Here is a 10,403-nt window from a genome sequence, read left to right on the forward strand (position 1 = left end):
TGCCCTACTGCCCTACTGCCCTACTGCCCTACTGCCCTACTCCCCTACTCCCCTACTCCCCTACTCCCCTAGCTAGGCCGAAATATCGATGACGCCGCAGTCGCCGGCGGCGCTGCCGAAGGCGACGCGGCGTTCCTCCTTGTCCCACATCATCGAGGTAATGGCGCCCTTGCCCGGTCGGCGCAGAAGCACCTCCTTGGCGTCCGCGAAACGCACCGCCATCACCATGCCGTCGTCATAGCCGACGGCGACGACATCCTGGCTCGGATGGCAGGCGACCGAGGTCACCATGGCGTTGCCGCGCGTGCCGAGTTCCAGCGGCGCCTTGCCCATCGGCCCGTCCTTGCCCGAAAACGGCCAGACGATCGCCGCCGGGGCTCCGGAACTGGCCAGCCATTTTCCCTTGGGCGCCCATGACAGGCTTTTGACTTTACCGGGATAGCCGCTCATCCGCATGTGCTTGCCATCGGCGAGCTTCCAGCCATGCAGCGCGTTCTCCTGCATGGTGGTGACGAGGAAGGCGCCATCCGGCGAGAAGGTGATGCCGGTATGGGCGCCGGCCCATTCCAGTTCGACCGGCTTGCCGTTCGCCGCCGGGAAATGCAGCGTCGCGCCATTGTAGCGGGCGACGCCGAAGCGCATCCCCTTGGGCGAGAACGCCAGCCCCTCGACCGAACGCGGATGCAGGAATTCCTTGGTCTTGCCGTCGGAGAAACGCACGAAGGCGATCTTGCCCGAGGCATAGGCGACGGCGCCCTGTGGTCCGGCGGCAACGCTGGTGATCCATTTCTTCCCGGCGCTTGCCAATTCTGCCGCATTGCCGCCGGCGGTAACGGAAAAAATCTTGCCGTCCTCGCCGCCGGTGATCAGCCGGTCGTTGGCCGCATCGTGGAAGGCGGCGAGAAGCCCGTCATTGGCCTGCGCCGTCTTGTGGCCATGGTCCAGCCGATGGATTGTGCCGTCGGCCAGTGCGAAATGCGGCACGTCGCCAAGGAAAACGGCGGCGATGCAATGTCCCTGGAGATCAAGCGGGGCGACGGTGGGCATGGGAGATTCCATTCGAGATTTCGGCTGGTCGTCTACCTCCGCGCGGGAGCCGCCAGCGCGGGTAAGTGGCAGCTCTCCTTCTCCCCTTGTGGGAGAAGGTGGATTGGCGCGCAGCGCCAAGACGGTTGAGGGGTGCTGGACGGAGTGCCGTCGTTGCCAAGCTGGAACACCCCTCATCCGACCGAGCTTCGCTCGGCCACCTTCTCCCACAAGGGGAGAAGGAAAGAAGGTGCAGCGCTAACGTTATAGAGGCTGAAAATCAAGCGGCCTGGCAGGCATCAAAACTCTTCTTCAGCCGCTCGGCGTCGAGTTCACGGCCGATGAAGACCAGCCGGCTCTCGTGCTTCTCGCCGTCCTTCCAGGCGCGCTGGTGGTCGCCCTCGATGATCATGTGCACGCCCTGAATGACGTAGCGCTCGTCATCGCCTTTAAGCGCGATGATCCCTTTCAGACGCAGGATGTTAGGGCCTTCCATCTGGGTGATCTTCTCGATCCAGGGGAAGAATTTTTTCGGGTCCATCTCGCCGCCCCGCAGAGACACCGACTGCACCGTCACGTCATGGATATCGGACGGGTGCGCGTGGTCATGGTGATGATGCCCGTCATGATCGTGATGATCATGGTCATGATGATCATGGTCATGGTCATGATCATGATGGTCGTGGTCGTCACGCGCCTCGAGGAAATGCGGATCGTTCTCCAGCGCCCGGGAAAGGTCGAAGGCGCCGCGGTCGAGCACCTCGGACAGCGCCACGCCGGCGCGCGTGGTGCGATGAATCCGGGCCGCCGGGTTGATCGCGCGGATCGTCGCCTCGACCTTGCTCAGTTCCTCCGGCGTGACGAGATCCGTCTTGTTGAGCACGACGACATCGGCAAAGGCGATCTGGTCCTCGGCTTCGCGGGAATCCTTCAGCCGCAACGGCAGGTGCTTGGCGTCGACCAGCGCCACCACCGCGTCGAGCCTGGTCTTGGAGCGCACGTCGTCGTCCATGAAGAAGGTCTGCGCCACCGGCACCGGATCGGCGAGGCCGGTCGTCTCGATCACGATGGCGTCGAAGCGGCCTGGCCGGCGCATCAAGCCCTCGACGACGCGGATCAGGTCGCCGCGCACTGTGCAGCAGACGCAACCATTGTTCATCTCGTAGATTTCCTCGTCGGATTCCACGATCAACTCGTTGTCGATGCCGATCTCACCGAACTCATTGACGATGACGGCGTAGCGCTTGCCGTGGCTTTCCGAAAGGATGCGGTTTAGCAGCGTCGTCTTGCCGGCGCCAAGATAGCCGGTGAGAACGGTTACGGGGATTTGTATTGTCTGTGCATCGCTCATGTTGGGCCTCGAAAAGGATTGTTGGCTCCATATAGGATGCACGCCATGTTTTTGCACGTGGCAACCGATGGGCCAAACAGGTCGCCAACATTGCCGGGTTTTTCCAACATGCCGGGTTTTCATTGGCGTTGGCTGGTCTCACTGACTAGATAGGACCAAGCCAGCTTGCTCGACAGAAACCAAAAAGAGGCGCCGGATGTCCGACAAACCGTCCTCCTTGCCATTGAGCCGGCGCCAGGCGCTTGGCCTCATTGCCGTTAGCGCGGGCGGCGGTGTCTTTCTGCCGGGCATCGCGCTGGCGCAGCAGGCCTCGCCCTATGCCGGGCTTGCCCTGTTCGATAGCGGCGCCGGCGTCTGCGCGATCACACCGGAAGCGACCGAGGGCCCGTTCTATTTCGACCCGAAGCTCGAACGCGCCGATATCACCGAAGGCAAAGCGGGCATTGCCCTCAATCTGCGGCTGCAGGTCATCGACGCAGGCTGCCGGCCGCTTGCCGGCGCGCGGGTCGATATCTGGCATTGCGACGCGCAAGGCCATTATTCAGGCTATCCGGGACAAGGCGACGGCCAGGATGTCGATACGTCAGGCCAGAGTTTTCTGCGCGGTTGGCAAAAGACCGATGACAGCGGCATCGTCTCGTTCGCCACCATCTATCCCGGCTGGTATCGCGGCCGCACCACCCACATTCATTTCAAAGTCTTGCCCAACGACAATTCGGTGATGACCGGCCAGCTGTTTTTCCCAGACGGCCTGAGCGAACAGATATTCACTACTGTCGCGCCCTACACCGACCGGTCCGGCAAGCGGGATACGTCGAACGCCAGGGACGGTATCGCGCGGCGCGCCGGGCCGCTTTCGCAGGCGGCGCTGCGCGAGGTGGCGGACGCCTACCAGGCCTTGATGATCGTCGCGGTGAGGGCTGATTGAGACCCGCATCGGTGCGGCGCTCCTGCCGAACCCGTCCACCTCAGCTGAAAAGTCGTTTGTCATCTAACTGAAATAAACATCTGGCATTAGCCTCGGCGGACACCGCATTGCTTGCCGGCAAAGCTGTTTTGCAAAGCCGGATCTTTTTTGATCGTCCATTGCCAACCGGGCGGCTGCCTCTATGCTGTCCACACCGGTTCGGCCGAAGAGGGATAGCCATGGCCAAGGCGGACAAGACTGCGACAATGAGCCGGCTGCATTCGGCGGCGCGGCTGGCGCGTACGGCACTCGCCGCGCGGCTTTTGGCTCACGGCTTCTATGCCGGCCAGGACCAGATCATGCTGGCGCTCGACCGTGAGGACGGGCAGACGCCCGGCAATCTTGCCGGTCGCCTCGGTGTTCGCCCGCCGACCATCACCAAGACCATCAACCGGCTGCAGGCGCAAGGCTTTCTGGAAAAACGCGCTTCTTCCGCCGATGCCCGCCAGGCCCATATCTTTCTGACCGACACTGGCCGCGAAATCATTCATGCCATCGAGAAATCGGTGAAGAAGACCGAGAAGCAGGCGCTGAAGGGGCTCGATAAAAAGGACCAGAAGGCGCTGTTCAAGCTGCTCGCCCGCGTTGAGGCGAACCTCTCGAACGGAGAGATGGTTCTCGTCGATGACGAGATCGACGCCGACGAATGATCCGCGGCTGACGCCATCAGGCAGCGGCTGCTGACGATTCATGCACCAATGCCGACCAGCGGCCCGGCGTGACACCGAACGCCTTCGTGAAGTGCCTGCTGAAATGACTTTGGTCGTTGAAACCGGCCGCTATTGCGATCTCAGCCAATGACTCGCTCGCCTCGATCATGCGGCGTGCTCGTTGAAGCCGGCGCATCAAGAGAAAGCGGTGCGGACTGGTGGAGAAAGCGGCACGGAAATGCCGCGATAGGGCGTAGCGATCGAGCCCGGTGATCGCCTCCAACTCCTCGGAACGGACGGTACGGAAAACATTTTCTTCCAGATAGTCGCGTGCCAGGCTGACAGCCCGCCACGCTGTCCTTGGGATCGGTTTCGCCGGCCGGCCTGAATGCCGTGCCAGGCTTTGCATCAATTGCGCAACGAAGTCGGCGACAAACAGATCGTCCAGCTTCTGGTCCAACGGCCCCAGCGCCGAAAGCAGCCGCGTGCGGAAAACAGGATCCGTCACCACGGCATTCCTGACGAAAGGCAGCGATGCGCCTGTCTGATCGAGGCAGTCCAGCACGATGGACGGCTCCAGATAAAGCATCCTGTAACGCAAACCGTCTTCAGTGCCGGCGCCGCCATCGTGCAATTCGTCCGGATGGAGCACGATAATCTGGCCGGGCAGGCTGTGATGCGTCGCGCCGCGATACCGGAAAGTCTGGACGCCATGCAGCGTCACGCCGATGGCGTAGGTATCGTGACGATGGAGATCGAAGGCGCTGCCGTGGAACCGGGCCTCGATACGCTCCATTCCGACGCAATCGGGCGCCGAGATGACGCAGTTCTCAGCCGCGTCAACGCACAAACGTCCAAGACCCTGAAAGGCCTCGCCATCTAGACCGTGTGACATCACTTCATTCACAAACCTCGAATGGCAAATGTCTCATGTTCGACACGAAATTTGCAATCGTGCTGCAGGATAACCTTCCCGTCTGGCAAAAGCTCAACGTAACCGCGTTCCTGACCAGCGGCATCGTCGCGCAGTATAGCGACATCATCGGCGAACCCTATCGCGACCGCGCCGGCAATATCTATAATCCGCTCTCGATCCAGCCGATCATCGTGCTTTCGGCCGATCGCTCGACGCTCACTGCGATCCACCGGCGGGCGCTGGAGCGCGGTGTGACGACCTCGCTCTACGTCGACGAAATGTTTTCGACCGGCCACGACGCGGCGAACCGCGCCGTCTTTGCCGAGTTCGCACCCGACGATGCCAAGGTCGTCGGAATCGCGCTGCGCGCCGAAAGGAAGCTTGTCGACAAGATCACCAAGGGTGCCCGCATGCATCCCTGATGCATATCGACACTGGTTCATCCTGTTGACGCTTGATGTCCTCGGTGCTCGTCATCGTCGCCAGCGGCTTTTATATCGTTCATCGCGAGCACCGGCTTCGCGTGCGCAACCGCGCTGCCCTCGACGTCGAGGTGGATGCGCTGGCAAAAAAACTTTGATTTGTTTCGGAAGGGTGGCATAAGGCCGCGTTTAAACTGTTTAGACCATGATCCCGAAAACGGGCATCCGGTTTTCGCTGGAGATCATGGATTAGCTCTGGATCGTCGGGGGAGCGCAAGGCGCTGGCACAGAAGATCAAGCTTTCGACGATCGCGGATGCGCTCGGTGTGTCCACGGCCACGGTCTCGCTGGCCCTGCGCGACAGCCCGCTGGTTGCTGGAATCACCCGCGACCGCATCAAGGAACATGCCCGCGCCATCGGCTATATCTACAATCGCCGCGCCGCCAGCCTGCGCACCTCGCGTTCGGGCATCGTCGGCGTCGTCGTCCACGACATCATGAATCCCTTCTTCGCCGAGATCCTGCGCTCGATCGAAAGCGAGCTCGACCGCAGCCGGCAGACCTTCATCCTGTCGAACCATTACGACCAGCTCGAAAAGCAGCGCACTTTCATAGACACGCTTTTGCAGCTTGGCGCCGACGGCGTCATCATGTCGCCGGCCATCGGTACGCCGCCCGAAGACATCTTCATGGCCGAGGAAAACGGCCTGCCGGCGGTGCTGATCGCGCGTACCGTCGAAGGCGCTGACGTGCCGGTGTTTCGTGGCGACGATGCCTATGGCACCGGGCTAGCCACCAACCATCTGATCTCGCTCGGCCATAAACGCATCGCCATGATCGGCGGCACCGACCAGACCTCGACCGGCCGCGACCGATACCAAGGCTATCTCAACGCCATGGAGGCGGCAGGGCTGGAGGTCAGGCCGTCCTGGCGCATTCCCGGCCCGCGCACCAAACAGGCTGGCTTCGAGGCCGCCGGGCAGTTCCTGGCGCTGAAGGACAAGCCGACCGCGGCCTGCTGCTGGAACGACCTCGTCGCCATCGGCCTGATGAACGGCATTGCACGCGCCGGGCTGGTGCCGGGCATTGACATATCCGTGACCGGCTATGACGATCTTGAGGAAGCGGCGATCGCGACGCCGGCGCTGACCACCGTGTGGAATGGCCAGCGTGAAGTCGGCCGCCGCGCCGCGAGCGCGCTGCTCGACAAGCTCAATGGGCAGATGGTGCGGCCGTCGCAGGAACTGATCAAGCCGGAACTGCATGTGCGCCAGTCGACCGGCAAACCAGTGGAACGTGCATGACAAAAGCCGAACAGCAGCAAGCAGTCGCCATTCTGGTGCCGGGCCAATTCAACGACCACGCGGTAGGCCGCATCGACCGGACGTTCAGCCGCGCCTGGATCGAACGGCCGGATGCGTCGCTGGTCACCGACGAGATGCGCCGGACGGTGCGCGGCATTGCCGCCTTTGGCGGGATCAACGCAGCCCTCATCGACGCGCTGCCGAATCTCGAGATCATCGCCAATTTCGGCGTCGGCTATGATTCGGTCGATGCCCGTCACGCAGCGCAGCGCGGCGTCATGGTCACCAACACGCCGGATGTGCTGACCGAGGAGGTCGCCGATACGGCAATCGGGCTTTTGATCAACACCGTCCGCGAGCTGCCGCGCGCCGAGACCTGGCTGCGCGACGGCAGTTGGGCACGCAACGGCAACTATCCGCTAAGTCGGCTGACCTTGCGCGGCCGTCGTGTCGGTATTTTCGGCATGGGCCGCATCGGTCTCGCCATTGCGCGCCGGCTAGAGGCCTTTGGGCTGCCGATCGCCTATCACAACCGGCGCCAGGTCGAAGGCTTGCCCTACGAATATCACGGCACGCTGAAAGCCCTTGCCGAGGCGGTCGACACGCTGATCTCGGTGGCGCCCGGCGGCGCCTCGACGGAAAAGGCGGTCAACGCCGAGATCCTGTCGGCGCTCGGCCCGAATGGCGTCTTCGTCAACATCGGTCGCGGCAGCACGGTCGACGAGGCAGCTCTTGCGGCGGCGCTTGCCGGCGGCACCATCGCCGCTGCCGGGCTCGACGTCTTCGCCGACGAGCCGAACGTGCCGCCGGCGCTGCTCGCCGCCCCCAACACCTCGCTTTTGCCGCATGTCGGCTCGGCTTCGGAACATACCCGCCGCGCCATGGCCGATCTGTGCGTCGACAATCTGATTTCCTGGTTTTCGGAAGGGAGGGCGATGACGCCGGTGCCGGAAACGGAAAAGGTCAAGGCGCGCAGCTGAGCGGCACGCTTTCCTATTTGTTAACGATTAACGATGGCTTAACGCTTTGAAACCATTCTTCATCTATCGCCAAACAATTGGAGGACGCAGATGAAAGCACTTGCTGCATTGATAGCAGCGGTCGCGCTGTTCGGCAGCATTCAGCTGTTTTACAGCGGCGGAAGCGAAGGCCGCACAGCCGACGAGTCAGCGCAGTCGCCCGGCGACTACCGGCTGGTGGCCAATGGTGACGAAGCGTCCTGCGCGGTCAAGCGCGGCACTGAGGTTGCGGACGGCCTGTCGCTGTTGACGGTCACTGCGAATTGCCGCCAGGTCTTGCCCGGCATCGAGCGCGCGAAATTCTGGCGTGAGCAGGATGACGGCACCGTCACCTTCAGCGCGAACGGCATCGACCCGATCGTCACTTTCGGCGTCGCCGACGGCGACGGCTATGAATCCTACGCACCAGCCCTGCCGCTGCTGTCGCTGGCGGCCAAAAGCGATTGACGTTGACGTCCGACGAACTATTCCGCGGCGGCCCGCGCGCCGGATTTCGTCGCGGCGTGCAGGCGCACCGCGTCGCCAAAGGCGCGAAATACCCTTGCTGAGACGCTGTCCGACTTGACCCAGTATTCGGGATGCCACTGGACGCCGACGGCGAAAGCGCGGGCGTCGCGCACCGAAACCGCCTCGACCGTGCCGTCGCTGGCGACCGCCTCTATCTGCAGCTTCGGGCCGAGCCGGTCGATGGCCTGGCGGTGCACCGAATTGACCATGATGTCGCCTGCCCCGAACACGCCGGCGAGGCAGCTTCCGGGCTTGATCGAAATGGTCTGGCGGATGGCGAAGCGTTCGTCCTGATTGTCGCTCGCCGGTGCGCGATGGTCCAGCGATCCCTCGCGCTCCTGGATTTCTGTGGCCAGCGTGCCGCCCAGCGCCACATTCATCTCCTGGATGCCGCGGCAGATGGCGAGCAGCGGCACGCCGCGCTCCACTGCCTTGCTGATCAGCGGCAGCGTCGTGGCGTCGCGGGCCGGATCGTAGGGGCCGTTGGCCTCGCTGGCATCGCCGCCGTAGAGTGAGGGATGCACATTGGACTTCGAGCCGGTGACCATGACGCCGTCGACCGATGACAGCAGTTCATCGAAATCGAGCCGGTCGCCGAAGGACGGCACCAGCACCGGGAACACGCCGGCCGCCGAAAGTGCCGCCTCCAGATATTGCTGCGGAGCGGCATGCCAGGTGTAGTTGTCGAACTGGCGGACATCGGTCGATATGGCGACTAGCGGCTGCTGCATTTTTGATCCGGGTCCATTCAGTGCAAGGATTGTTCTGCCTTTAAAATAGGCGATCCGACGGCGCTTTGCCATGACAAGTTCGGCATGTCGCATGGGCCACGGAAACGGCGTTAGACTTAAGTTGCAGGAGGTGGTTTCGCGCCGCGTTTTTCGCGAAAACGCCGCCGGCAAAACCGGCTTCCATGGCTGGACTCGACTCCTTGCCCGTGTATTGTTTGCCGCGAAGCCGATCCGGGGCACAGAGCATCTCCCGAACGTCGGTCTGTTGATCCAATAGGGAGGACTTCATGGATCGTCGATCATTCATCCGCAAGGCCGGTGTGACCGGTGTCGGCGCTGCGGCGGCTACGGCGGCGCTTGCCGCGCCGGCTATCGCCCAAAACAATCCGAAAGTGACATGGCGCCTGGCGTCGTCCTTCCCGAAGTCCCTTGATACGATCTATGGCGGCGCCGAGGTCTTTTCCAAGATGCTTTCGGAGGCGACCGACGGCAACTTCCAGGTGCAGGTCTTCGCCGCTGGTGAACTCGTGCCCGGCCTGCAGGCCGCGGACGCCACCACCGCCGGCACCGTCGAGGCCTGCCATACGGTGGCATATTATTATTGGGGCAAGGACCCGACATGGGCTTTGGGTGCCGCGGTTCCGTTCTCGCTCAACGCGCGCGGGATCAATGCCTGGCATTACCACGGCGGCGGCATCGACCTGTTCAACGAGTTTCTCGCCACGCAGGGCCTTTTTGGCCTGCCGGGCGGCAATACCGGCGTGCAGATGGGCGGCTGGTTCCGCAAGGAGATCAATACCGTCGCCGACCTTTCGGGCCTCAAGATGCGCATCGGTGGTTTTGCCGGCAAAGTGGTGGAAAGGCTCGGCGTCGTGCCGCAGCAGATCGCCGGCGGCGATATCTATCCAGCGCTGGAAAAAGGCACCATCGACGCCGCCGAATGGGTCGGCCCTTATGACGATGAGAAGCTCGGCTTCTACAAGGTCGCGCCCAATTATTATTATCCTGGCTGGTGGGAAGGCGGGCCGACCGTCCATCTGATGTTCAACAAGGCGAAATATGAGGAGCTTTCGCCGGCCTACAAGGCGCTGGTGCGCACCGCCGCGCAGGCCGCCGACGCCAACATGCTGCAGAAATACGACTTTCTGAATCCGGCGGCCGTGAGGCGGCTGGTGTCCGCAGGCGCCAAATTGCGCCCGTTCAGCCCGGAAATCTTGGCAGCCTGCTCCGAAAAGGCAAACGAGGTCTATGCCGAGATGGAAGCCTCGAACGCGCCGTTCAAGAAGATATGGGACTCGATCAAGGCGTTCCGCAAGGAGCACTATCTCTGGGCGCAGGTGGCCGAATACAATTACGACACCTTCATGATGGTCCAGCAGCGCTCCGGCAAACTCTGACAACAGTTTCGGGGGGGGGGGGGGGGGGGGGGGGGGGCGGGGCGCGGGGCGGGGGGGGGGTGTTTGGGGGGGGGGCCCCCCCCCCACCCCGAACCCACCCGCCGCGCGCGGGG

Annotated in this window: 11 protein-coding genes and 1 pseudogene; 8 read left to right on the top strand and 4 right to left on the bottom strand. The window is 62.8% G+C overall.

The window, feature by feature from the left end:
• Window positions 1–72: 72 nt before the first annotated feature.
• A complete protein-coding gene (locus AC0L2A_RS30255) occupies window positions 73–1,047 on the bottom strand; it encodes a WD40 repeat domain-containing protein (RefSeq protein ID WP_287067583.1) in 975 nt (324 codons plus the stop codon).
• A 259-nt stretch (window positions 1,048–1,306) separates the two neighbouring features.
• On the bottom strand, window positions 1,307–2,377 hold the full coding sequence (locus AC0L2A_RS30260; RefSeq protein ID WP_473611907.1) for a CobW family GTP-binding protein: 1,071 nt from the start codon (window positions 2,375–2,377) through the stop codon (window positions 1,307–1,309).
• Between the two features lie 196 nt (window positions 2,378–2,573).
• Here AC0L2A_RS30260 and AC0L2A_RS30265 point away from each other — a divergent pair, with 196 nt between their 5' ends.
• Both AC0L2A_RS30265 and AC0L2A_RS30270 read left to right on the top strand, forming a co-directional pair.
• Window positions 2,574–3,305, top strand: a complete 732-nt coding sequence (locus AC0L2A_RS30265; protein WP_473611908.1) for an intradiol ring-cleavage dioxygenase — start codon at window positions 2,574–2,576, stop codon at window positions 3,303–3,305.
• A 218-nt stretch (window positions 3,306–3,523) separates the two neighbouring features.
• On the top strand, window positions 3,524–3,994 hold the full coding sequence (locus tag AC0L2A_RS30270) for a MarR family winged helix-turn-helix transcriptional regulator (RefSeq protein ID WP_023796815.1): 471 nt from the start codon (window positions 3,524–3,526) through the stop codon (window positions 3,992–3,994).
• A gap of 16 nt (window positions 3,995–4,010) precedes the next feature.
• Here AC0L2A_RS30270 and AC0L2A_RS30275 read toward each other — a convergent pair whose 3' ends face one another.
• Entirely contained in the window at window positions 4,011–4,889 is an 879-nt protein-coding gene (locus AC0L2A_RS30275; protein WP_473611910.1) for an AraC family transcriptional regulator, read from the bottom strand.
• A gap of 35 nt (window positions 4,890–4,924) precedes the next feature.
• Here AC0L2A_RS30275 and AC0L2A_RS30280 point away from each other — a divergent pair, with 35 nt between their 5' ends.
• The 5 genes and pseudogenes from AC0L2A_RS30280 to AC0L2A_RS30300 all read left to right on the top strand — a co-directional run bounded on the left by AC0L2A_RS30280 (window position 4,925) and on the right by AC0L2A_RS30300 (window position 8,102).
• Window positions 4,925–5,332, top strand: coding sequence for a DUF2000 family protein (locus tag AC0L2A_RS30280; RefSeq protein WP_287220638.1), 408 nt, complete (start codon window positions 4,925–4,927; stop codon window positions 5,330–5,332).
• A 50-nt stretch (window positions 5,333–5,382) separates the two neighbouring features.
• Window positions 5,383–5,490: pseudogene (locus AC0L2A_RS30285) on the top strand (EamA/RhaT family transporter); the annotation flags it as partial.
• Window positions 5,491–5,613: 123 nt separating this feature from the next.
• Window positions 5,614–6,636: a LacI family DNA-binding transcriptional regulator gene (locus tag AC0L2A_RS30290; RefSeq protein WP_077375012.1), complete on the top strand. Its 1,023-nt coding sequence runs from the start codon at window positions 5,614–5,616 to the stop codon at window positions 6,634–6,636.
• Entirely contained in the window at window positions 6,633–7,616 is a 984-nt protein-coding gene (locus AC0L2A_RS30295) for a 2-hydroxyacid dehydrogenase (protein WP_473611911.1), read from the top strand. The genes AC0L2A_RS30290 and AC0L2A_RS30295 overlap by 4 nt, the downstream gene beginning before the upstream one ends.
• Before the next feature lie 90 nt (window positions 7,617–7,706).
• On the top strand, window positions 7,707–8,102 hold the full coding sequence (locus AC0L2A_RS30300; RefSeq protein ID WP_091592705.1) for a hypothetical protein: 396 nt from the start codon (window positions 7,707–7,709) through the stop codon (window positions 8,100–8,102).
• 17 nt (window positions 8,103–8,119) lie between these two features.
• Here AC0L2A_RS30300 and AC0L2A_RS30305 read toward each other — a convergent pair whose 3' ends face one another.
• Window positions 8,120–8,893 (bottom strand): gamma-glutamyl-gamma-aminobutyrate hydrolase family protein, encoded by a 774-nt coding sequence (locus AC0L2A_RS30305; RefSeq protein ID WP_473611912.1) that lies wholly within the window; start codon window positions 8,891–8,893, stop codon window positions 8,120–8,122.
• Between the two features lie 287 nt (window positions 8,894–9,180).
• Here AC0L2A_RS30305 and AC0L2A_RS30310 point away from each other — a divergent pair, with 287 nt between their 5' ends.
• Complete coding sequence (locus tag AC0L2A_RS30310) at window positions 9,181–10,290, top strand: TRAP transporter substrate-binding protein (RefSeq protein WP_473611914.1); 1,110 nt, start codon at window positions 9,181–9,183, stop codon at window positions 10,288–10,290.
• Window positions 10,291–10,403: the final 113 nt, after the last annotated feature.

The sequence above is a fragment of the Mesorhizobium sp. WSM4844 genome (genome assembly GCF_055811775.1).